Annotated in this window: 9 protein-coding genes, 1 tRNA gene and 1 riboswitch; of the genes, 7 read left to right on the top strand and 3 right to left on the bottom strand. The window is 68.2% G+C overall.

Going from position 1 to position 24,624, the window contains the following annotated elements:
• Genes AC1DDA_RS03065 through AC1DDA_RS03055 form a run of 3 tightly spaced genes read left to right on the top strand, consistent with a single transcriptional unit; the run spans window position 1 to window position 19,686 of the window.
• A complete protein-coding gene (locus AC1DDA_RS03065; protein ID WP_476794584.1) occupies window positions 1-17,307 on the top strand; it encodes a leukotoxin LktA family filamentous adhesin in 17,307 nt (5,768 codons plus the stop codon).
• Window positions 17,304-18,938, top strand: a complete 1,635-nt coding sequence (locus AC1DDA_RS03060; protein ID WP_476794583.1) for a ShlB/FhaC/HecB family hemolysin secretion/activation protein — start codon at window positions 17,304-17,306, stop codon at window positions 18,936-18,938. Before AC1DDA_RS03065 ends, AC1DDA_RS03060 begins: the two co-directional genes overlap by 4 nt.
• 37 nt (window positions 18,939-18,975) lie before the next feature.
• A complete protein-coding gene (locus AC1DDA_RS03055; protein ID WP_476794582.1) occupies window positions 18,976-19,686 on the top strand; it encodes a SapC family protein in 711 nt (236 codons plus the stop codon).
• A gap of 518 nt (window positions 19,687-20,204) precedes the next feature.
• Here AC1DDA_RS03055 and AC1DDA_RS03050 read toward each other — a convergent pair.
• Window positions 20,205-20,295 (bottom strand) — tRNA-Ser (locus AC1DDA_RS03050).
• Window positions 20,296-20,492: 197 nt separating this feature from the next.
• Window positions 20,493-20,594, top strand: a riboswitch (TPP riboswitch).
• Window positions 20,595-20,671: 77 nt separating this feature from the next.
• Between AC1DDA_RS03050 and thiO the strand changes: the two genes are divergently transcribed.
• From thiO to AC1DDA_RS03030, 4 genes are read left to right on the top strand one after another with little or no spacing between them, the layout of a single operon-like run.
• A complete protein-coding gene (gene thiO / locus AC1DDA_RS03045) occupies window positions 20,672-21,667 on the top strand; it encodes a glycine oxidase ThiO (protein WP_476795117.1) in 996 nt (331 codons plus the stop codon).
• Entirely contained in the window at window positions 21,651-21,848 is a 198-nt protein-coding gene (gene thiS, locus AC1DDA_RS03040) for a sulfur carrier protein ThiS (RefSeq protein ID WP_476794581.1), read from the top strand. The genes thiO and thiS overlap by 17 nt, the downstream gene beginning before the upstream one ends.
• A 1-nt stretch (window position 21,849) precedes the next feature.
• Entirely contained in the window at window positions 21,850-22,620 is a 771-nt protein-coding gene (locus tag AC1DDA_RS03035) for a thiazole synthase (RefSeq protein ID WP_476794580.1), read from the top strand.
• A gap of 14 nt (window positions 22,621-22,634) precedes the next feature.
• Window positions 22,635-23,243, top strand: a complete 609-nt coding sequence (locus AC1DDA_RS03030; RefSeq protein ID WP_476794579.1) for a thiamine phosphate synthase — start codon at window positions 22,635-22,637, stop codon at window positions 23,241-23,243.
• 111 nt (window positions 23,244-23,354) lie between these two features.
• Here AC1DDA_RS03030 and AC1DDA_RS03025 read toward each other — a convergent pair whose 3' ends face one another.
• Together AC1DDA_RS03025 and AC1DDA_RS03020 are read right to left on the bottom strand one after the other, a co-directional pair.
• A complete protein-coding gene (locus tag AC1DDA_RS03025; protein WP_047580587.1) occupies window positions 23,355-23,669 on the bottom strand; it encodes an Rdx family protein in 315 nt (104 codons plus the stop codon).
• A gap of 90 nt (window positions 23,670-23,759) precedes the next feature.
• Complete coding sequence (locus AC1DDA_RS03020) at window positions 23,760-24,578, bottom strand: IclR family transcriptional regulator (protein ID WP_476794578.1); 819 nt, start codon at window positions 24,576-24,578, stop codon at window positions 23,760-23,762.
• Between the last annotated feature and the right edge of the window lie 46 nt (window positions 24,579-24,624).

Here is a 24,624-nt window from a genome sequence, read left to right as displayed (position 1 = left end):
ATGTCGAAGCGTCGTCAGGCCACCGTGTTCGTGCCGCGGGTAGGCGGCGTACGGCAGAGCGACGCATTCGCACCAAGGCCGCGCTCGATCCTGGCGTCCTGGCGGCAGCGCTGCCTGGTCAGCCAGGCCATGGCGTTGGCGCTGTGGAACGCGCCCGCCTTCGCGCAGAACATCATCACGCCGGACGGGCGCACCCAGACCAATGTCAGCGTCACCGGCGCGACGACAACGATCACGACCCAGACCGTTTCCGGCGGTGCCGGCTACAACTCGTTCTCACGCTTCGAGCAGGCGGCGGGCACGACCGTCAACATGCACCTGCCGCAGAACACCGGCGCGCTGGTCAATATCGTCCGCGACGGCCCCGTCGTCGTCAACGGCATCCTGAATTCCTACCGGAACGGCCAGATCGGCGGCCATGTCTACTTCTCGGATTCGGCTGGTTTCACCGTTGGGCCGAGCGGCGTCATCAACACCGGCCAATTGACCGTCAACACACCCACGCGCGCGTTCCTCGATCAGGTGATAGGGCCGAACGGCGTCGTCAACGAGGCGATGGCGGCTCGCCTGCGGGCAAATGACGTGCCGATCTCGCCCGACGGCACGATCACCATCGACGGCCGGATCAATACGCGCCGCGGCGTAACCCTGAACGGTCACACGGTCAGCGTCGCCGGTCAGATCGAGGCGAATGCCGCCGTGATCGATGTCGGCGAGCGGCGCCGGCAGCACAGCGCCGCCTTCGCGCAGAGCGTCAACACTTCGGGCCTGCAGCAGGGCGGCACCATGGTCGCGCGCCGCGGCGGCGGCATCGAGATCGTCGCGGCCGGCACGGCCTCGATTTCCGGCACGCTGAATGCGAAGGCGACGGCCCGCCGCCCGGCAGGGTCGATCGCCATCCGCTCCGGCAAGGGCACGGCTATCGCCGCGACGGCGCGCATCGACGCCACGGGTGTGGCCGGCGCGCAGCGGGCGGCCTCGCCCAATCGGCCGATCGTCAACACCGGCGACGGCGGCACGATCTCGATCGTCTCCGATGGCGGCATCACCATTGCCCGCGGGGCCCTGATCGATGTCAGCGGCGTGCAGAACGCTGCCGCCAAGGGCGGTTCGGCCCGGATCTTCGCCGGCACCAATCTGAACGTGGAGAGTGGCGCGCTGTTCCGCGGCACGGCGGGCACGCTCGGCGACGGCGGCTTCATCGAGCTCAGTGCCAAGGACACCGTCACGCTTGGCGCCATCGACGTCGATCTCTCGGCCCGCAGCGGCAAGGCCGGCCTGCTCTATATCGACCCGACCAATATCGTCATAGGCAGCGGCGGCAGCGCCAACATGATCACCAACGGCACCAACGTGTCGCTGGAGGCTACGAGCAGCATCACCATCGCCGGCGACGGCATCATCGATACCCGCAATTTCAACCGTTCCGCCAACAACGGCGAGCTGTCGGCGGCGAATCCCTCGCTCGGCAGTTCCGGCAACATCACGCTGACGGCGCCGACCATCGCCGTCCGTGGCAAGCTGCTCGCGGGTGTCAGCGAGGGCAGCATCTACGCGGCAGGCGACGTCACGCTCGATGCCAGCCAGTCGCAGACGCTGATCGCCGGGCTTGCCAGCGCCAGTGCCGGCATCAAGGTCTCCGGCACCATCACCGGCCGCGACATCCTGATGACGGCGGATGCGCAGGCCGTTTCCTCCTATATCGACCCGAACGCGGGAACGCTCGTCGCAATGGCGGCCCAGACCGTCGGCGGCGCGATGTTCGGGCTGAACGGCGCCTATGTCGGCAGCACCATCTCCGCCAAGATCGAGATCGAGGATGGCGCCGACATCAAGGCCTCCCGCGACGTCAAGCTGACGGCCACCGGCCGCCAGGACGCGTCTCTCCCGGCGATCACGATCTCCGGCAATTTTCCGTGGGGCGCGGCGGTCTCGATCGGCGAGATCTCCGGCGAGGTGAAGGCGGATGTCGCTTCCGGCGCGAAGATCGCAGTCGGCCGCAATCTCGACGTCAAGGCCTATAACGACGTCAACCTGATGGCGACGGCGCTGACGATCACGACCGGCGAGAGTCTCGTCGCGGCGACCGTCGCCTATGGCGCCGTCGACGTCACGACTTCGGCCAAGGTGCATTCCGGCGCCGCGATCACCGGCGCCTCGACCAGCAACATCAATGTCGCGGCCGGCAATTCGAACAGCTTCTCGACTTCGGCCACGGCGATGGCGTCGGCCGGCAGCGTCGGGGGCATCGCCTTCGCCTATTCCGACTACAAGGCGAGGGCGGAAGCGCAGTTCGGCGCCTCGCTCGGCTCGAACGGAGGCACGGTGCAGAGCCTGGTCGTCCAGGCCGCCTCCGACACCGCCAAGAACGCGACCAGCGCCTCGACCACGGTCGGCGACAACGCATTCTTCAATGCCGGCCCGCAGGGCTCGACCGTCTCGAACATCCTCAGCCAGATTTTCGGCAAGCTGAAGACCGGCAGCGGCAGCGTGCCCGCCAAGGTCGGCAGCGCCATTGCTGTCGCCAACAGTGACCTCGGCGCCAATGCGACCATCGGCGCGGACACGGGCGCGACGGCGCCGTCGATCTATGCGTCGGGCGACGTCGTCGTCGCGGCACGGCAGCGCGATTTCGGCGTGCGCGTCATCGCCGACAGCTCGACCAATTCGAACTCCAAGGACCCGACGGCGGCGAATCCGTCCACGCCGATCTCCGTCTCCTTCGGCATCGGCGTCGGCGAGTTCCAGCACAAGGCGAACGCTTCCATCGGGGCGAACGTCTCGATCGAGGCGCGGCACATCGGTGTCGCTGCCCTCAACGAGATGCCGATCTCCAACACCTGGGAGAACTGGTCGGGCCTTGGCGAGACCTTCTCGCACATCAACGGCAATATGGGTGTCGTCAACAACATCCTGACGACCTATGCCAACGCCTCCGGACAGGCGACGCAGCTCGGGCTCGCCGGTGCGATCAACTATTTCCGCGTCGACAACGAGAGCTCGGCCTATGTCGCGAGCGGCGCGCGGCTGAAGCAGAACGGCGCCACCGGCGCCTGGTCGTCGCAGCTCGACTACAATTATGATCAGCAGTGGGACCAGGCCGTCCATGTCGCTGCCGACACGGTGACGCACAGCATCGACGTTGGCGGCAATTTCGCCTTCCTTGGCGGCACGACGGGCGGCGGGTCGGCCGCCGGCGGCTCGATGCTGAACATCGGCCGCAGCAGCGAGACCATCGCGGCGATCGCAGCCGGCGTGAGCATCGAGGCGACGGGCATCGCAGTCACGGCCACGACCAGCGACAAGATGTTCGTGATCGCGACGACCTCAGGTGAATCCGCCGGCACGATCGGGCTCAACGGCATCGTTTCGCTCGCGGGCCTGAGCAATCGTACGCTGGCCTCGATCAGCAATCAGGCGACGATCACGGCCGCGACCATTGCCGTGAAGGCGGACCAGCTCGTCTCGGTCTTCGGGCTGAGCGGCGCGCTGGTCGCGGGCGGCTCCAATGCGATCGGCGCCTCGGTCGCGGTCCTCGACACGGCCTCCGTGACGCGCGCCTATATCGGTGACAATCACGACGATCTCTCGGATGGCCGCCTGGCCGGCAGCGCCGCGCAGGGGCTGATCACCGCCAACACGGTCGATGTGACGGCGGTGACCGAGGGCCGCATCACCGTCGCCGCCGCCGCCGGTGCGGCGGCCGGCGTCGGTGGCGGCGGGCTCGAGAATTTCCTGCCGCCGGGGACGCCCGACTTCGTCAAGGACGCGATCGCGGCCTCCAACCGCAAGACCTCCTCCTCGGTCAGCCTTACCGGGTCCGGTGCCTCCTCCGTCGCGCTGACGACGCTCGGCACCTCCGCCTGGATCGATGGCGCGGTGATCGTCGCCAAGGGCACCGATGGGCTGACGACGACCGTCACCGCATTGAACTCGACCATCGCCGAGATCGGCGCGGGCTCGGCCGCGATCAACCTCGCCGGCAACAGCAGCCCGCTCAGCGGCGCCTTGGCCGGCGCCGTTGCGATCGGCCAGTTCGACAACAGCACCGATGCGCGCATTGCCGGCTCGCGGCTGACCGGCGTCTACGACACGACGGTGCAGGCGATCGCCGGCGGGCGGATGACCGTCGTCGGGCTCGGCGTCGCCGCGGCGAGCTCGAATGGTGGAGCTATCGCCATTTCTGCGGCGCTCGGCCTCGTGACCAACCGCGTCGCCGCACGCATCGAGGATTCGATCCTGTCCGGGGTCGCGAGCAGCGCCTCGCAGGCCGTGCGGGTCAACGCCTATCAGACCACCGATATCGGTATCGGCGGCGGCGCTGCCTATGCCGGCGGCCAGGTCGGCGTCGGCATGGCCCTGACCTATGCCGATATCCGCGACCCCGACGGCGAGGAGGCCGTCAGTGCCAAGGTCCTGCGCTCGAGCCTGACCGGCATCGATTCATTGCAGGTGCGCGCCACCAATGCCAGCCGCATCGCTTCCTCGGCGGCGACCGGCGGGCTCGGCGGCAACGGGCTCGGCGGCGCTTTCGTCATCAACCGGGTCACGCCGACGACGAGTGCTGCGATCGCGGGCGTGAGCGGCGCGCTGGCGACCGTCTCGGTCCTGGGGGGCACGGTCACGGTGCTCGCCGATGGCAGCCGGGTCGCGGAATATGACGACCTGATCGCCGGCCGACAGGACGTGTCTTCGACCGATTCCTCGCAGGTCGATTTTTCGGGCCGGGCCGCCAATAACGGCACGGCCAATCCGGACGGCGCCGCAGTGCTCGCCATCGCCGGCGTGGTCCAGGCCGGCCGCAACAATGCCGGCGTCGCACTGCTCGACAACACGATCGCGCAATCGCATATCGCCTCGATCGATTTCGCCAATGTCACGGCCTCCGGCAGGGTCAGCGTCGTGGCACTGGATGGCGCGACGCTGACCGGCGTCGCCGTCGGGCTCGGTGCTGCGACCGGCCAGTTCGCCGGCACCGCCTCGGTCGTGCTGCAGTCGATCGAGAACGTCGCTCGCGCGCATATCGGCGGGGCCGGCACCAGCATCTCCGGGGGCATCGTCGAGGTCACCAGCACCGGAAGCTCCGCGATCCGCGGCGTCGCCGGCTCGCTCGGGCTCGGTTTCGGAGCGGCCGCGCTCGGGCTCTCGGTGGTCGAGAACAACATCGCCAACGAGATCAAGGCCGAGATCGACGGGGCGCGGCTTACCGCCTCCAGCGATCTCGTGATGCGCGCCGGCTCGACCGCGACCATCGACACGCTGGCCATCGGCATCGCCATGTCTCGCAATGTCGGCCTGGCCGGCTCGGTCGCCAACAACAGCGTCGCGACCGATGTCGGCGCGACGGTCACCGGCGCCGACATCGTCGCCGGCAACAATCTCGGGGTGTTCGCCGCCAATACCGACCGGATCACGGTGTCGGCCGGTGCGCTCGGCGTCACCGTGGGAGCGCCCAGCGTCGCGGGCGGCTTGTCCATCGTCAACAACACGATCGGCGGCACGACGAGCGCCGCGATCGGTGAGGACAGCGTCGTCGACGCGCGCGCCGGCGGCAGCGGCTCGCTGAGCTACAATGCCGGCCAGCTCGTGACGGCCTTCAACCTGAGCACGGCCAACAATCCAAGTTCCGCCCAGCCCTCCCTCGCGATGGCGGCGCGCAGCATCCATGGGCTCGGCGTCATCGCCACCTCGCAGCAATCGGTGCTGGCCAATGCCGTGACCGGCGGCGTCGCGATCTTCCCGATCTCCGCCGCGATCGCAGTCGTTCCGATCCGCAACGTGCTTGCCGGCAGTACCAGCGCGACGATCGACGATAGCCGCGTCAATACCCGCCTCACCGGCACGGATTCGACCGCGGTCGCGATCGAGGCTGCGAGCCATTCCTATGCCGCGACCTTCATCACGGTGGGCTCGATCGGCGGCGCTGCGGCCGCGGGCGCCGATGCCAACACGATCATGGCGCGCAGCACGCATGCCGGGCTGACCAACTCCACCCTCGGGACAACGACGCCCGGCTTCACAGGTGCAGGCGTCACCGCGCTCGACATTGCGGCCAACGCCTCGCAATCGGCGGCGAGCAATGTGCTCGGCTTCGCGGTGGGCATCGGCGGCGCGGCGGCCTCCGGCGTGGTCAACAGCTTCTCGGCGACGACCACCGCCATGCTCGATCAGGGCCTGGTCACTGCCGGGCGCGTCGGCGTCAACGCCGAGAGCCGCAATGGCTTCTATGCCCAGGCAGTGACCGGGGCGGCTGGCGGTGTCGGCATGGGCTCGTCCTTCGTGGTCGGCACCAGCCGCAACACCACGCTCGCGACCGTGGGGGGCGGCTCCGGCCAGACCGTTCTCAATCTCAATGGCGCGCTTGCGGTCGCGGCGCGCAGCGTCAACGCCTTCACCACGCTCTCCGCCGGTGGCGCGGCCGGCGGCTTCGCTGGCGTCGCCGGCATGGTCTCCTTCGTCGATGTCGAGAACGAGACCCGCGCCGGGCTCTACGGCGTCGCCGCGACGCTGCGCCCCGCCAGCGCGGCCGGCATCAGCGTCACCGCCAACGAAACCACGACCATCGCCGCGACGACGGCGGCCGGCGCCAATGGCGCGTTCGGCGCCGGCGCCGCCGCGAATATCGCAAGCCTCGACAGCCGCGTGCTGGCGGATATCACCGGCTCTGTCCTGTCGGCGCCGGGCGCCGTCTCGGCCTCGGCGACCTCCGACCGCATCGTCGAAGCGACCACCATGACCTATGGCGTCGGCGGCTCCGTCGGGATCGGCGCGGCGGTAGCGATGATCTCGGTTGGCACCGGCACGCCTTCCGGCGCAGGCGCCGAGCTCAACGCCAACGGCAACGGCACGCTCGCGCGCGTCGACCAGCTTACCGCTGGCAATGCCTCTCTCGTGCTGAGCGCGAGCGGGCTTTCCGCCTATCGCAGCTATCGCGGCGCGGACGGCGCCGCCATGAGCGACAGCGAATTGCGCAGCGCTGCGCAGGCCGATTTCAACCTGCTGCTCGCCAACGGCACCGTCGCGAACGGTGCGTTGACGCTGACGGATTCCGGCGTCGCCGGCCTGCGCAGCGCTGCGGCAACCGGGCTCGGCATCGCCAGCCCCACCGACGCGCAGGTGCGCAACTGGGCGGGGCAGCGCTACACGGCGCTGAGCGGCGGCGCCGTGGGCTATCTGATGAGCGATGCCGGCGTCTCGGCCTATCGCGCCACCGTGACCGCGACGACACCGGATGCGAGCGAAGATCAGATCCGCAGCGCCGCGAACGACGCCTATGCTCGGCTCCTGAACAATGGCGCCGTCGCCAACGGCGTGCTGACGCTGAGCGCGGCCGGTCTCCAGGCCTATCGCAGCGAGGCCACCGCCAGCCTGGGGCACGCCGCCAGCGACGCCGAGGTGCGGGCCTATGCGGCGCAGCAATACAGCTTCTTTACCGCCAACCGCAGCCGCATCGTCGCGCCGACCTCCCAGAGCGCCAGCGCCTTGCTCGACTCCGCCGGCTCGCGGACAGCCGCGACGGTCACCGGCGGCAGCATCACCAGCGGCTCGGTCGCGGTCTCGGCGCTGTCGCGCACGGCGACCAACAACATCGCCAGCGGCGTCGGAGCCGGCGGCGCGGCCGGCGGCGGCGCGGCGACGGCCTATACCAATATTGGCGACAATGTCGTTGCGAGCCTCGCTCCGACGACCGCCACCACCGGCGCGATCAGCGTGACTGCGACCTCGACCGACGGTACGGGCTCCGCCGCGCGCGTCGAGGCGACCGCAGGGGCCGGCGCTCTCGCCGCCGCGGCCGGCGCCGCCGTCGCCAAGGGCACCCTGTCCAACCAGGTGACCGCGACGCTCGGCGGCGCGCTGACCACCACCGGCGCGACCACTGTCACTGCATTCAACAGCCAAACCGGCCGTTCGGATGCCTTCGGCGCGACCGTTGCCGGCGGCTTGGCGCTCGGCGTCTCGCTGGCAAAGAGCGCGGCCGAGAGCACAGTTGCCGCGAACTATCTGGCCGGCTCGAATTTCACCGGCACAGGGCTGTCGATCAACGCGACCAGCAGGGGCGCGGCCCATGCCGCCGCGGTTGCCGGCGTGGGCGGCCTGCTCGCGGCCGGCGCAGGCGCCGATGCGGACGCCGATGACAGCACGAACGTCTCCGCCACGATCGGCGCCGGTGCCCGCGCGAATGTCGGGACGGGAACCATCACCGTCGCGGCCACGGCCTCGCCGGACGCCAAGGCCTTTGCCAAGGGCGTTGCGGTGGCCGGTGGCCTCGCCGTCGGCGTCGCGATCGCCAATGCCAGCGCGGCACCGACGGTGCGCGCCGCCATCGAGGACAATGCCAGTCTGCCTGCGAGCCAGTTCACCGCCGGCAGGCTCTCCGTCCTGGCGACGGGCTCGGTCTTCGGCACGCCGGTCGGCGATGCCTCGGAATTGCCGGACGCGACCGGAGACTTCGAGCGTGGCGGCACCTCCGCCGCTGCCTCGGCGATCGCCGGTTCCGGCGCCTATTACGTTGCCGCGACCGGCACCGATGCGCAGGCCCACAACACCGCCTCGGTGACGGCGTCGGTCGGCAATTATGTCCGCCTGCCGACGGGGACCGTCACGGTCACCGCCAGCAACACCACGATCCAGGCTGCGACCGCGACCGGCATAACCGCCGCCGGCACCGCAGCCATCGGCTCGGTCAGGGCCAAGGCCGACAGCGGCACCACGACGCTGGCCTCGCTCGGCAATGGCGCCACCATGGCGGCGAGCGGCGCCGGCAGCTTCTCGCTCTCCGCGAGCGGCAGCGACACCCAGATCGTCCATGGCAAGGCGGGCAGCGGCGGGCTCTATGCCGGCTCGGGCGCGGAGGGAAGGACCGGGAATACTGCCACCGTGACGACCTCGGTCGGCGAAAACGTCTTGATCAATACCGGCCTCGTCACGATCGCGGCGAGCCATGACGACCGCTATGCGGCGCTGATCGACAGTTTGCAGGCTTCGGCCGTGGGTGCCAGCGCCGCGCTCGGGCGTCATGACGCGGTCGTCGACGTGCGCACCTCGCTCGGCGCGGGCAGCCGCATCACCGCGACCGGCCCGAACACGGCGGGCTGCTATCTGTCGAGCTGTCTGCAGGCGGTCTCGATCACCAGCCGCAACGCTTTCACGCAGCTCGACCTCGGCGACACCGTGCGGGCGGCGGCGGGTGGCGGCATCAACGGGGCCGGCGCGACCTCGATCACCGACATCACCGGCACCTCGAAGGTCGTCCTCGCCGACAATGTCGGGATCGCCTCGGGCATGAGCCCGACGGCGGCGCCCGGTCCGATGTTGTTGCAAGCCTGGACGGAGCTGACGGCCGATGACACGGCCTCGCTGACCACGGGCGGCCTGCTGCAGGGGGCCGGCGTCACCACGCATTACGGCGCCCATGTCGACAACGAGGTCACGCTCGGCAGCAACGACACGCTGAGCTCGTTCGGCACGATCAACATCGGCACCTATACGACTGCCACGGTCCGCGCGAACGCCTATGTCAACACCTACGGCTTGGCAGGTGTCGGCGTCGCCGATGCAGATGTCACGATCATCACCAACAACGACGTCAAGGTGGGCACGAATTCGTCCCTGATCGGGCTCGCCGACGTGAATGTCGTCGCCGGTCGCGAAGGTTCGGGCCTGCGCCTCAACAGCCTCACGGGCAAAGCGACCGCACTCGGCTATGTCCGCGGCATCATCGCGGTTCCGGTAGCCGATGCTTCGACCGATTTGCAGAACCACGCCAAGGTCCAGGTGGATTCCGGCGCCACGATCTCCAGCGCCCAGAATGTCGGCCTCGGCGCTTATGACGGGCTGCTCAATGCGGATGCCGACGGCACCGGCCACGGCTACCAGCTCTATTTCATTCCGGTGACCTCGGGGACGAGCAGCCCAGGCTTCTCGTCGTCCTCGACGCTGGTGATGAACGGCACGGCGACCGCCGGCATCTACAACACCCAGCGCATCGAGATCGGCTGCGGCGTCAACGCGTCGGCACAGTGCAGTCCCAACGAGGCGCCGACGATCCGTTTCATCAGCGGCGCCCCAGTCACCATGGGCTATGATCCGGCCTTCAACACGGTCGCCTACATCAATGCCAATTACGACGCGTCGGTCGCGAGCACGCTGATCTCCGGCGTCAACTCGTCGCCGGTCAAGGCCGTGCGCCTGAGCCAGCTCTACGCCGCTGGCGGCAACATCACCGTCAATGCCAGCAGGGTTCAGGGTAACGGCACGCTCACCGCCAAGGGCGGTCCCTCGATCACCGTGATCAACCGCAGCAACGCCTATCTTCTGCTCGACGGTGGCGCCTATATCCCGGAAGCGACCGGCGGCCAGATCATCGGCTCCAGCGGATCGCTGACACGCAACAGCAATCCCGATGCGACGCCGCGGATCGTCATCGACAACAGCTATACCGGTGCCCTCGACAACAGCGGCAAGGGGCCGGCGCTGCTCATCTCCGGCGACATCACCAATCTCGCCGGCCTGGTTTCGATCAACAATACGCAGGGCTCGTTCGGCTTCTCCGGCCAGCGCATCGATGCGCTGCAGTTCAACGCCACCGTGCCCAATGGCGCCGTCGCGATCTCGTCGAACGGGCCGAACGGCATGTACAATGCCGGAGCCTCGCCGCAGGCGGAGTACGGTTCCTACATCTATTATCCCGGCGGCGGTCCGGGCTCTGGGAGTTTCGACGTCAACGAGGCGGTCTACGCCGCCGCGAACGCGCTCGCTGCGGGGCAGGGTGCGACCGATCTGAATTACTTCCTCTACGGCAAGCAGGACGAAGGCACGCGGCGCAATTTCTCGATGCAGTTCTATGGCAACTGCATCGGCTATATCGGCGATGCCGGCTATGCCTGCACCGGCGGCTATGACATGGGCAACGATATCCGCTTCATGGTCATCCCGACGCGCCAGACCTATCGGGAGAGCAACCCGGTCGCGCAGGGCGGCGGCACGCAGATCTACGGCGCACAGGTCGCGATCAAGGCGACGACGATCAACGTCAACGCTTCGATCGAGGCGGGCCGGATCACCGACTGGCAGGGCACGATCGGTGGCGTCGTCGGCGACATCCTGCGCAACAACCGTCAGAACTGGCTCAATGACGGCTACTCGACCATCAGCTTCGCGAGCATCTTCGGCGGCGGCTGGGCTGCCGCGAACGCCGTGCCGATCTCCTACGACGTCGTCAACAACCGGCTGGCCATGGCCGATGTCAATGCGTCCTCGGGCGGCGGCTCAGTCCTGCTCGACGGCCAGATCATCAGCACGAACACGCTCGGCAACATCAAGGTCAATGGCGGCTTCGGCAATGTCAGCGTCAACAACCAGTCGGGGCTGGATCTCGTCACCAACCGTATCAACACCGGCACTGCCGACGGGGTGAACGCCAGCGTAAGCAAGATCACGATTGTCGACCGGCTCATCACCTCCGGCTTGAACACGAAGATCTACGCCTATACGCCCGGCTCCGGCATCGCCGTCTACAAGACGATGAACGGCGCTTTGCCGACATCCGGCCCCGTCGAGTTCATCTCGGGCGCCACTGCGAGCTACGATCCCGTCGCCGGCACCCGCTACGAGTGGACGCAGCAAGCCCTGCTCCAGAAGGAGGGGCTGACGCCGCAGACCACGCAGGTGCGCGACCTCGTCTCCTACTGGCGCTACGATTCCGGCACGTCGGGCAACCCTTGGGTCTATGTCGATGCCCAGTCGCCGAGCACCAATCCCGGCGCGGACTGGATGTACTGGTGGTCGCGCAATGCGCAGGCTCCGAGCGGTGGCGTGTCGGGCCGGATCACGAACAAGCCCGGCCTGACCGGCGTCGGACTGACGCAGGAGATCACCGGCGGCCAGCTCGACTTCATCAACAACGAAGCACATTACAGCGGCTGCAACGGGCAGGCGATCAATCACTGCGACCGCGACTTCGTCGCGCAGCCCGGAGCGGGGCAGGCAATCTGGAACTATCAGATGGTGACCCGCGCCTTCGTGCAGGTCACAGCCTCGGTCAAGGCCGATAATCGCTTCGGGATCAGCTTCGCCGGCAATGCCGCCGGCAACGTCAACATCAACTCGAACAGCTCGGTCCTGCTGCAGGGTAACATCGTCAATCCCAGCGGATCGACGACGATCAACGCCTCGGCCGGCAGTATCACCCAGGCGCCGAATGCCTCGATCTTCAGCAATAACCTGACGCTGACCGCGCGCGATTCGATCGGTACGGCCGCTCAGGCGATCACGACGACCCTGACCTCGGGCGCGCAGCTCAGCGCGGTCACCGGGAGCGGCGGCATCAATCTCGACATCACCGGCAGCGCCCGCATCGCCGCATTGCGCGCCGATGGCAATCCCAACGCCTATGGCGACATCAGGGTCCGCGCCACCGGCGGTCTGGAGACGGTGACGTCCGCCACGGCGAACGTCATCGGCCGCAACATCACGCTGTCCAGCGAGACAGGCAGCATCGGCTCGATCGTCAACCCCCTGAAGATGCGCGCGGTCGCGACGTTGCTGCCGAACGGCAGCTATGTCGACGGCGTCGTCAACATCAGCGCCCGTGGCGATATCGGCATCGCGCAGCTCGCTGGCGATCTGCGCGTCGGGGAGATCGCGAGCGAAACCGGGGACGTCCGCATCGACGTCAATGCCGGCCGGCTCGTCTCGGCGTCCGGGCAGACCGCGGCGCAGGCGCTCAGCGCCGACCAGCTCTCGCAGGTTTCGCGTGCGCTGAAGTTGACCTCGGCTGATGGCGCCGACGCGGCCGCGCAGGTCAGCGTCGCCAGCTTCGAGAAGCAGGTGACGCAGAGCTACGGGCTCTACAGCACGCTGGTGCGCAACGGCAGCGTCAGCAACGGCGCTTTCCTGCTGAACGACAACGCGGTCGCCTTGTATCAGGCGTTTGCCGATGCCACGCTCGGCCGGACCGCAAGCACGCGGGAGGTCAAGGACTACGCCGCGCAGCGCTATGCCGCCTATGCCGGCGTGTTCGAGACGGCCTATGGCAGCGCTTGGGCGAGCCAGGTTCGCTTCAGGCCCGCGACGCTCGAGAACAATTTCAGTTTCAGCGCCGCCGCGTCCGACGCCGCCCCCAATTTGGCGACCCGTATCGCCGGCGACGCCGTCTGGACCGACCGGCAGCTGGTGTCGGCGATCAACAAATCCGCGCTGCAGCCCGCATCCGGCGTTGTCGGTAACGGCACGGCGCTGGTCGTCGGCCATGATGTGACGCTCAACATCGCCGGCGCCATCGGTTCGCTGGCGCCGGACATGCAGGTCTCGCTGGACGCCATCCGCAACGGCTCGATCAGCAATGCGCAGCTCGCCGCGCTCTCGGTCGCGACGACGGCCGGCAGCGTCAGGATCATGGGGCAGAGGCAGGATGGCAGCCTTGTCGAGGTGACCGATCTCCAGAACGTGCCTGCCGGCATCACGCTCACCCGCGTCGACGTGAAGCAGACAGCGCCCCTCTTCATCAACGCGACCGGCACCTTCTCCGCCTCGGCCCAGGGCGACGTCTATGTGCAGGCGACCACGAATGTGCAGTCGTCCTCCACGCCGCGATCCGCCGGCGGAACGCTCACGATCGGTCAGGTCACGGGAACCGGCACGATCAACCTGCAGGCGCCGCAAGGCATCGTCGTCGGAATGCAGGCTAACGGCACGACGCCGCGCAATCCGATCCAGATCCAGACCAATGGCGATCTCGTGCTGGTCGCGGGCGGCGGCGGCATCGGCTCGGCCGCGGCGGGCCTGACCTATCAGATCGGCGGGAAGCTGGTCTCGGCTTCGGCTGCGGCCGGCGACGCCTATCTCATCGCCAATGCCGGCAATGCCGAGATCGGACGGATCTTCGCCTCCGGCACGGCCTCGCTGACCGCGCGCAGCGGCGCCATCCAAGGCTATCTGCCGGGCATCGCGATTTCGGGAAGCTCGGTCCAGCTCAATGCGAGCGGCAATGTCGGCTCGGCTTCCGCCGCGCTCGGCCTTCAGATCGGCAGCAGCGGAACGGTCTCGGGCCAGATCGGTGGCCAGGCCTGGCTCTCGGCTCCGACCATCTCCGGCCAATCGGCCAATACGCTCAGATTGGGCGGGCTCAGTGCCGCGAACGGCCTTGTCGCCACGGCTGATGGCGAGATCGACGTTCTCGGCAGCCTGCGCTCGTCCGCCGGTGCGATCACGCTGACCGGCGCCAAGATCATCATGGGCAACGGTGCCGACATCCAGGCCGCCGGGCGCGTCAGCCTCGGCTCCGGCAGCGACATCAAGCTGGGCCACGTCGCCAGCACGCTCGCTGCGCCGACGGGTACCGCCTCGATCCTGATCACGGCGGCAGGCTCGATCCTGGGCAATGGCGACGCCGGCACCCTGCTGGAGGCCAACGGGACCGGCGGCGCGATCGACCTCCGAGCCGGCACCGGCGTGGGCAGCGCGACCGCCGCCTTGATCTTCGCGGCGCCGACGCTTTCGGCGCACAGCCTCGCCGGGGACATTCGGCTGGCGACCTCGGGCGCGACGCGCGTCACGAGCCTCCTGGCCGATACCGGCGCAGCGACGCTCGTGGCAGGCGGCAATCTGAGGGTCGATACCGTCACGACCGCTGGCAGCGCCAACTTCTCCACGACGGCGGGCACGCTCGATCTCGCCAGCCTGACGGCAGGCGCAAGCTCGCTGCTCTCGGCCTCCGGCGCGGTGACGCTGGGCGATGCGAACACGACGGCGGGCGATCTCGCGGTGACCTCGACCGGCGGCAAGCTGGTGCTGGCGGGTCTCGACATCGTCGGCGGCCTGACCCTGACGGCGGCGACGTCGATCGCAGCGACGGGTGCGATCCTGACCGGCGGCACGGTGGACGCGACCGCGCAGAACGGCGCGCTGACCCTGGCCAGCCTGACGGCGGGCGATGCGACGCGGCTCAAGGCGACCGGGCTGATCAGCCTGACGCGCGCGACCACGACGGCGGGGCTGTTCAAGGCTGAGTCGAGCGCGGCCGGCATCACCGCCGGGACGATCGATGCGGCCGGCGCGGCGACGCTGACGGCGGCGGGGCCGATCGCGGTGACGACCGGCCTGACGGCGGGCGGCGCGGCCGAGGTCACGACGACGGCGGGCACGCTCGACCTTGCCAGCCTGACGGCAGGCGCAAGCTCGACGCTGTCAGCCTCCGGCGCGGTGACGCTGGGCGATGCGAACACGACGGCGGGCGATCTCGCGGTGACCTCGACTGGCGACAAGCTGGTGCTGGCCGGGCTCGACATCGCCGGCAACCTCACCCTGACGGCGGCGACGTCGATCGCGGCGACCGGCACGATCCTGACCGGCGGCACGCTCGACGCGACCGCGCAGAACGGCGCGCTGACGCTGGCCAGCCTGACGGCGGGCGACGCGACCCGGCTGAAGGCGAGCGGGCTGATCAGCCTGGCGAGCGCGACGACGACGGCCGGGCTGTTCTCCGCGATCTCGAGTGCGGCCGGCATCACGGCCGGGACGATCGCTGCGGCGGGCGCGGCGACGCTGACGGCGGCGGGTCCGATCGCGGTGACGACCGGCCTGACGGCGGGCGGCGCGGCCGAGGTCACGACCACCGCCGGCACGCTCGATCTCGCCAGCCTGGCGGCAGGCGCAAGCTCGACGCTGTCAGCCTCCGGCGCGGTGACGCTGGGCGATGCCGAGACCAATGCGGGTAGTCTGGCAGTGAGCTCTATATCCGCAGGCGTAACCGCTGCGAACCTGTCGGCGGCAAGAAACCTCTCTCTCGCGGCTGCAAGGTCAATCGAGATCGGAACCTTCGAAGCAGGCAATAGTGCTGTGATTGCGGCCGGAGGCCATCTGCGGCTTGCGGACGGGAATGTCCGCAACGGCAGCTTGTCGATCGCGGCAGCCTCCGCCGATGCGACGCGGTTGCAGGCGGGCGGAGCGCTCGATCTGCTGGCTTCGGGATCAATCCTGCTCGGCTCGGCGGGTGCTGCGGCGGATCTTTCCATCCGCAGCTTGGCTGGCGCTGTGACGGTCTCCTACGTGAGAGCGGGGCAGGGGGCTTCGATCGATGCAGCGCAGGCATTGACGTTAGGCGCCGTCTCGGCCGGCAGCGGAGGCATCTCTGCAAGGTCCCGGGACGCGGGGATTGCAGGCGGCGATTTGCGGAGTGAAGGCGATGTCGCGCTTGCTGGATTTGGTACCGTTTCGGCCGAGAACCTGTCAGCACGCAATGCGGAGGCGACAGCTTCGACCGGGACGCTCGCGATCGCGGCGCTCGATGCCACCGGTTCGGTGACGCTCCGATCGGCATCGGCCCTTTCCGTGGGGCGCCTGGTGAGCGCAGCGACGTCCGACATCGCGGGGCTGGGTCGCGTGACGATCGGAACCCTTCTGGCTGGCGGCGATATCCGGCTGGTTTCGACGGAGGCCGTCATCACGGTCTCGATGGCACGGTCCGGCGCTTCTGCCTTGGTCATGGCCGGGGCCGACATCGAGGGTGGCACGATCACAGCCCAGGATAGCCTGGCGCTTCTGGCCGGAAGCATCGGCCAGGGCTCGATCGGCCTCGGTCACGGCGCTGCGCGCCGTCTGATCGCCGCCGCTCCGGATGGGATCCGGCTCGGCCGGTTCAGCGCGGGCGAGAGCGTCGTGATCATGGGCACGCGCATCGCGGCGAATATCGTCCAGGGTTCCGGCCGCGAACGTCCGCTCGCGCTCGATGTCGCCGGTTTCCGAGCGCGCAGCGCAGATCGTGTCGACCTGGCGGTCGATGCAAGCAGCCTCCGCGCCGGTCGCATCGATGCGATCGACGGGCTGCTGATGACGACAGCAGGTCGGCTGAGCATCGCGGAAGCATTCATTCCCGGCGCCCTGACGCTGAAAACGCCGTCGATGGCGGTCTTCGCCAACAACCGCAGCCCGGCACCCGACTATGCTTACGATGTCCAGCTCTATTCGAGGGGGCGCCCGTTCTTCCTCGACCTGACCGGCACCAAGCTGAAGACGGACGCCTATATCGTCCGCTTCGATGCGGATGTTGCCGACATCCCGCCGACGGCCGGCGGCTCTCTGACGCGCGATCTTGCCCGGCTGGGCATGATGCTGACATTGAGCGGCATGCCCGCAGACGTCGCCGGCGGCTTACCGTTCGGCGCCACCGGGGCGTGGCGCGGCATCTGGGGCGGCCGTGGTGCCGGACACTGGAGCGGCGCCCTGTTCGAGCATGCTCGCGGCTTCGTTGCCGCAGCCGAGCCCGGCAAGGCGCCTGTCAATCTGGACGATTCCGAGGGCCGGCCTTGACGACAGCACGGCGCGCTGCCTGGCGTCTCGCAGGAGTCCTCCTAGGCGGATGCGTTGCAGGTTCGGCCTCCGCTCAGATCGTCTCGCGGACGATCGAGAGCGAGGCTGAGCGGCAGCGGCTCGAGATCGAGCGCCAGACGGCGCCGCAGCGTCAGAGCGGCCCTGGTGTCGTTGCGCCGCCTGCCGGCCCGCGGCTGGAGTTTCCCGCCGGCGGAGCGAGCGTCGTTCTGACGCGCATCGACTTCGACGCCTCGCGCTTCCTGAGCGCGGCCGAGCTCGATGCGATCCGGGCACGCTATGTCGGCCGTCGTGTCGATCTCGCCGAGATCGGGAAGATCCTTCAGGCCGTCAACGATCTCTACGCCGAGAAGGGCCAGATCACGGCCAGCGCCGTTCTCCCGCCGCAGAAGCTCACGGGCGGTGTTCTCAAGATCGGCCTCGTCGAAGGCAGGATCGGCAAGGTTTCCATCTCCGGCGCCGTCCAGACCTGGCCTTGGTACGTTCGCTCGCAGGTGCCGGTCGTCGACGGCGAGGTTGTCGACGCACCGGATCTCAATCGCGCCGTCTCGATCTTCAACCGCCTCAATGAGGCGCAGATCAGGGCGCAGCTTAACGCTGGCGCCGCCTTTGGCCTTACCGATCTCGACCTCATTCTCACCGAAGCGCCGCGAAATCTCGCTCAAATCTCCTTCGACAACCAGGGAGTGCAGTCGACAGGCCGCTATCAGGGCACCCTCTTCCTGCGCCACACGAACCTGCTCGGCATCGATGACCGGCTGATCTTTTATGGTTCGCGCGCGCGCGGGAGCATCGTCGGGACCGGGAGCTACACGCTGCCGGTCTCACCCTGGAGCACGCGGCTCGGCCTCAGCTTCACGCGCTCCGCCTATCACATCGTCAATGGTGCGATCCGCGAATTGCGACCGGAGGGCGTTTCGGAAAACGGGGCGCTGACCCTGTCTCAGCCGGTGTTCGCGACGGACGCCATTCTCCTGCAGGCCACGGGCGCGCTCGGCTTCGGAGCCGGGCACAGCAAGCAGCTGGATATGACGACGGTCGACACCACCTACACCCGCGCGAGCGCCGGAGCTGCGCTGAGCGTCAATCTTGCCAATCTGAACCACTCCTCGGCGGTGAACTGGTCTCAAATTGCCCACAGGGACAAGCTCGCCGACACCAGGCGCAACTACTCGATCTGGACCGGCAACACCGCTTCGATCTGGCGCGTCTCGGACGACGTATACGGTTCGCTGGTCGGAGGCTGGCAGTATACCAGCGAGACGCAACTCCCGGGCGATCAGATCTTCCAGATCGGCGGCCCGACGACCGTGCGCGGCTATCCCATCGGCGCGGCCTTCGGCAATTCGGGTTTCTACGGGCAGGCGGAACTCCATTACACCCTTCCGGACGTCCTGAAGCAGTTCGAGGCTTTCGTGTTCCTCGATCACGGCAGGACCTATGCCAGTGCCAACTTCACGAGCCGGGCCACCTCGCTCGGCGCCGGGCTGATCTGGCGCCCGCTCGACTGGGCGACGCTCGAAGGCGGAATCGGCCACCCGCTCGAACGGGTCTCGGCGGTGCAGCGCGATGCGGAGCTCTATTTCCGCCTGACGCTGCGCAAGACCATCTGAACCACCGACATCAGCATCACGCCATCAGGACAGAACCATGGCCCCTCTGCCGCTCTTCTATTCCAGCATCGCCGCTCTCGACCGCAACACGCATCACCAGGCGCGGCTCGCTCCGGTCGACAAGCCCTATCTCTTCGCGGCCCAGGCACATGTCCTGCCCGCTCTCGCCGCAGAGTTCGTGCTTGGCTGCCGCGACATGCCGATCCTGTTCCTGGAGGAGGCCGGCACCCTCTCCCCGCTGTTCATGGTCGGGATGCGCCCCGGTGAAAGCCGTTTCGTCGACAGCGAGGGGCGCTGGCGCGGCCAGCACCCGCCGGCCTATCTGCGACGCTATCCCTTCATTGGCGGCGATATCGCGGCCGAACAGCAGATCGTCTGCATCGATGGCGGCTTCGCGGGGCTGCAGAACGAGGCAGGCGAGCGACTTTTCGGGGAAGATGGCGAACCGGCAGAAGCCCTGCAGCGCGTGATAGGCTTCGTGGCCGAATATGCCGAGGCAGCCAAGGTAACCGCAGCTTTCACGGCCGAATTGAAAGCTCTGGATCTGTTCCAGACGATCAACATCGACATCCGCGCGGCCGATGGCGCGACATCCAGCTACAGCGGCTTCTCCGCGATCAGCGAAGAGCGCCTCAACGCGCTTTCGGACGAGGCCTGGAGCGATCTGCGACGCAAGGGCTATCTGATGCCGATCCATGCCCATCTGATCAGCCTGGCGAACTTCGCGCGGCTCGGCGAGCGCCTCTGACACAGATCTCGCCCCGGGCCATGCAAGTGCTTGCTGATCACGCAGGGATGTTGGCCCGGAGAGCTCAGTCTGCGCCCGCCCGGCCGCCGGCGATGATTCGCACCGACCCGTGGTCGTCATTTCGGAGCTGGATTGGCTGAATCTTGGGCACCCCCGAGCCCCGAGGTAGGTGGATGCCATTTTGCGCAACCACTTCTTGGAGCCTGCCCGCGCGCCCGACCGGGGGCGGCCAACCCTGTGGTCGTTTCGAATGGTCCGTCAGCGATAGCACGGTTGCGCCACGGCCAAACGTTCGCGTTATCCGAGCGACCCGCGGCGGTCAGGGCGAGGATGCGATGCGCCTTGAGGAGCCCATCGCTGCGATCGCCCCGTGGTGCGCAGGCGAAATCAACGCAGGCGAATCCTCGTCCCCGAAGGTTTTGCACGAGTACGCGCAGAGGGCTGCCTCCCAGGCATCCCTCCCGAATTTCGGAGCCGTCGCCGAAAAAAGGTGATGGTTTTCAGATGGGTGAAGAAAGTGGCGGAGACGGAGGGATTCGAACCCTCGATACCCTTGTGGGGTATGCTCATTTAGCAAACGAGTGCCTTCAGCCTCTCGGCCACGTCTCCGGCGAGAGGCTCTATGCCCGATTGCAGAGGCCTTTGACAAGTCTCGCCGACAACTTCCTTCGCGCGACCTGTGTATTCGCGCGGGCGCATCTCCCGATCACTCCCGTGCGAAGGGCGCGGTCGGGAGGTGCGAGGCCGCCGCAACGGAGCCTTGCGCCGGCTCCGCTTGCTCCCCGGCGGCGCTGCCATTAAATTGGCGCTGTCCGTTGGGGTGCCGAAAGGCTGAGAGGCGTGGTTCGCGCCAACCCATCGCACCTGATCCGGGTAATGCCGGCGAAGGGAACGGTCTTCGGCTCGCAGACACCTCGCTCGCGCCTCAGGCCGCTGCCTTCCCGGAAGCAGGGAAAGCATGACGCCAGAACGTCCTCACTCAGTCCTGACAGCCGCTGTGGTCGGCGCTGGCGTCGTCGGTCTGGCCTGTGCCACCGAGTTGCTGGCCCGGGGTGTGCAGGTCGTCCTGCATGAACGCGGCCCGCGCATCGGCGCCGAAGCCTGTTCCTGGTATGCCGGCGGCATGCTCGCGCCCTGGTGCGAGGGCGAGAGCGCCGAAGAACCGGTGATTCGGCTCGGGCAGCAGGCGGCCGATTGGTGGGAGCGCCATGCCGGCGGCGTCGCTCGCAACGGCACGCTCGTGGTTGCGCCGAGCCGGGACCGTTCGGAGCTGCGCCGCTTCGGTCAGCGCACCGACCATTTCGAGGAGATCGACGGCGAGGCCATCGCCGGGCTGGAGCCCGATCTGGCCGGCCGCTTCTCGCGCGGCCTGTTCTTCTCCGCCGAGGCGCATCTCGATCCGCGCCAAGCCATAGCGGCCCTGGCCAAACGCCTCGTCGCAAATGGGGCCGCCCTTCATTTCGGCAGCGCGGTCGAGCCGGCCGATCTCGATGCCGATATCGTCCTCGACTGCCGCGGGCTGGCGGCGCGCGATGTCCTGCCCGATTTGCGCGGCGTCAAGGGCGAGATGCTGCTGCTCCGGAGCGACGAGATCCAGCTGTCGCGGCCCGTCCGGCTGCTGCATCCGCGCATCCCGCTCTATATCGTGCCCCGCGCAGACGGCCTCTTCATGGTTGGCGCGACGATGATCGAGAGCAGCGAGCGCAGCCGCATCTCCGCCCGCGCCATGCTGGAGCTGCTCGGCGCGGCCTATGCGCTGCATCCCGCCTTCGGCGAAGCGGAGGTCGTCGAGATCGGCACCGATGCCCGCCCGGCCTTTCCCGACAACCTGCCGCGGCTGACGCGCCGCGGCCGCGTGATCCATGTCAACGGGCTCTATCGCCACGGTTTCCTGCTCAGCCCCGCCATGGCGCGGATGGCGGCGGAGGCCGTGCTGAACCCGCAAGCAACACCGGAGATGCTGCATGACCTTGCTGCTTAACGGCGCGCCGCAGGAGATCGCGGCGAAGACGCTGGCCGAGGCGCTGGCCGAGCTCGGCTTTGCCGACCGCATCGTTGCGACGGCGGTGAATGGTGACTTCGTGCCGGCGCGCAAGCGGGCGGACGTCGCCTTGAGCGAGGGCGACCGCATCGAGATCGTCGCGCCGATGCAGGGAGGCTGAGATGGCATCCTTCTATGGCTTCGCTCCGCAGAACCCGCTTTTCCTCGGCACGGCGCAATATCCGTCTCCCGCCATCCTGGCCGAGGCGGTGAAGCGCTCGGGCGCCGAGGTCGTCACCGTCTCGCTGCGCCGGGAATCGGCCGGCGGTGCTGGTCAGGCCTTCTGGGCGCTCATCCGCGAGCTCGGCGTCAGGGTGCTGCCGAATACGGCGGGCTGCCACACCGTCAAGGAAGCCGTCACCACCGCACAGATGGCGCGCGAGGTCTTCGGGACCGACTGGATCAAGCTCGAGGTGATTGGCGAGGACGACACGCTGCAGCCGGACGTGATCGCGCTGGTCGAGGCGGCCCGCATCCTCGCCGATGACGGCTTCAAGGTTTTCCCCTACACCACGGAGGACCTCGTCGTCGGCGGGCGCCTCCTCGATGCCGGCTGCGAGGTGCTGATGCCCTGGGGCGCGCCGATCGGATCGGGCAGGGGACTCAACAACCCCTACGGCCTGCGCAGCATGCGCCAGCACTTCCCCGACATTCCGCTCGTCGTCGATGCCGGCATTGGCCTGCCCTCCCACGCCGCGCAGGCGATGGAGATGGGCTATGACGGCATCCTGCTCAACACCGCCGTCGCCAAGGCCGGCGATCCCGCCGCGATGGCAGAGGCTTTCGCGCTTGCCATCCGTGCCGGCCGCCAGGCCTTCGCCGCGCAGCCGATCGAGGCGCGCGACATGGCCGCTCCTTCCACCCCCGTCATGGGCAAAGCCTTCCTGGCCTGAAAGTCTGCTCCCGCATGAAGCTCGACCCGTTCTACCCCATTTTCGACAGCGCCGACTGGCTGGAGCGGATGCTGCCGCTCGGCGTCAAGCTGGTGCAGTTGCGCGTCAAGGATCGTTCCGAGATCGAAGTCGCACGCGAGATCGCCCGGGCTAAGACGCTCTGCGCCGCGGCCGGCTGCGTGCTGGTCGTCAACGATTATTGGAAGCTCGCTATCGCGGAGGGTTGCGACTTCATCCATCTCGGCCAGGAGGATCTCGACGACGCCGATCTCGGCGCGGTCCGCAAGGCGGGGCTCAGGCTCGGCCTTAGCAGCCATGACGAGCCCGAGCTGGAGCGCGCGCTGGCGGCAAAGCCCGATTATGTCGCGCTCGGCCCGGTCTATCCGACGATTCTGAAGCAGATGCGCTTCGGCCCGCAGGGGCTGCAGCGGCTGGGCGAGTGGAAGCGCCGTATCGGCGATCTGCCGCTGGTCGGCATCGGCGGCATCTCGCTGGAGCGCGCGCCAGGGGTCTTCGAGGCCGGCGCCGACATCGTCGCAGCCGTGACCGACATCACGCTGAATGCCGATCCCGAGGGGCGGCTGAAGGCCTGGGTCGCGGCGACGCGCGGGCGCCTCGCCTGACAGGCGTCATTCTCGGGCGGAGCGAAGCGCAGACCCGAGAATCGCATGACAAGAAGGCACTCGTTTCCGAGATGGTCGGGTCAGGCCCGACCATGACGGCGAGGCAGCGCTTCAGCTCTCGGCTTCCGCCGACATCGTGTGACCATCGACATGGCCGAGGCTGCGCTCGGGGTCGAGCCGGTCGCGCACGCGCTGCTTCAGCACCTTGGAATCCGGGAAGCCGCCATCGGCCTTGCGGTCCCAGATCAACTCGCCGTCGTAGTGGATCTGGAAGATCCCGCCGGTGCGCGGGATCAACGCGACCTCGCCGAGATCCTGCCCGAAGGTCGAGAGCAGCTCCTGGCCGAGCCAGGCCGAGCGCAGCATCCAGTTGCACATCGAACAATAGGTGATGGCGATGCGGGGGGCGGGCTTGGTCTGTGTCATGACAGGCTACCATCCGAGAGGAGTTCGCCCCGACATCCCGCTTCCGTCGCCGCGACGCAAGCCTGAAAGCGGCATGTCGGCTCGGTTTTGTCAGCCGGCCATCGTGCTCAGGCTGCGCGAGGGATAGCGCAGCGCGACGTCGAAGGGATTGAGCTTGGCGCCCAGCGCCTCCGCCTCGCTGCGTAGCATGGCGATGATGTTCGGCAGCCGGTCCTCGCGCAGCCGCTCGGCGAGGGTGCCGACGCTGAGCGCCGCGACGACGCGCCCCCGCGCATCGAAGACCGGCACGGCAACGCCGGCCATGCCAGGGATGAGGCCGGTGTTGAGATTGACCGAGCCTTGCGCTCGGGCCGTCGCGATGGCGTTGCGCAAAGCGGCCTCGTCGAAGAAGCCGCGATCGAGCAGGCGGGGCATGTTGAAGCGAATCACCGCCTCGCGCTCGTCGTCGGGCAGATGCGCCAGCATGGCGAGGCTGCCCTGGCCGATGCCGAGCGGCACCTTGCCTCCGATGTCCCCGGTGAAGGAGCGGATCGGGAAGGGGCCCTCGATCCGGTCGAGGCAAACCGCGTCGTAGCCGTTGCGGACGAGCAGGAAGATCGTGTCGCTCAGCGTGGCCGAGAGCCGCAGCAGCGCAGGCCGGGCGAGCTCGCGCAGGCCGCCGGCCTGGCCGGCGCGGGCGGCGATGACGAAGAAATCGAGCGCGAGCCGGTAGCGCTTGCCGCCCGCCGCCTGTTCGACGAAGCCCTCCGCCATCAGGTCGCGCAGCGCGCGATGCGCCGTCGGCTGGCCGCAGCCGGCAGCCTCCGCGATGTCCTTCAGCCGCATGCCGTCGCCAGCGCCCTTCGAGAGGATGCGCAACAGCCCCAGCGCGCGGCGAAGCGAGGAAACGGGTTCGTCGACTGCTTGCATGTGAGAAAATCAAATGTGAAATGAAGCAATAAAAATTCTACATAGA

The organism is Allobosea sp. 10N428 (genome assembly GCF_056394545.1).
Note: the sequence above shows the minus strand (reverse complement) of the source record. Positions and strands in the feature narration are given on the sequence as shown.

Bases quoted from the DNA above. Each gene is read 5' to 3' on its own strand.
- AC1DDA_RS03025 (WP_047580587.1), bottom strand. From the start codon at position 23,669: ATGACACAGACCAAGCCCGCCCCCCGCATCGCCATCACCTATTGTTCG.
- AC1DDA_RS03030 (WP_476794579.1), top strand. From the start codon at position 22,635: ATGAAGCTCGACCCGTTCTACCCCATTTTCGACAGCGCCGACTGGCTG.
- AC1DDA_RS03065 (WP_476794584.1), top strand. From the start codon at position 1: ATGTCGAAGCGTCGTCAGGCCACCGTGTTCGTGCCGCGGGTAGGCGGC.
- AC1DDA_RS03020 (WP_476794578.1), bottom strand. From the start codon at position 24,578: ATGCAAGCAGTCGACGAACCCGTTTCCTCGCTTCGCCGCGCGCTGGGG.
- thiS (WP_476794581.1), top strand. From the start codon at position 21,651: ATGACCTTGCTGCTTAACGGCGCGCCGCAGGAGATCGCGGCGAAGACG.
- AC1DDA_RS03035 (WP_476794580.1), top strand. From the start codon at position 21,850: ATGGCATCCTTCTATGGCTTCGCTCCGCAGAACCCGCTTTTCCTCGGC.
- AC1DDA_RS03055 (WP_476794582.1), top strand. From the start codon at position 18,976: ATGGCCCCTCTGCCGCTCTTCTATTCCAGCATCGCCGCTCTCGACCGC.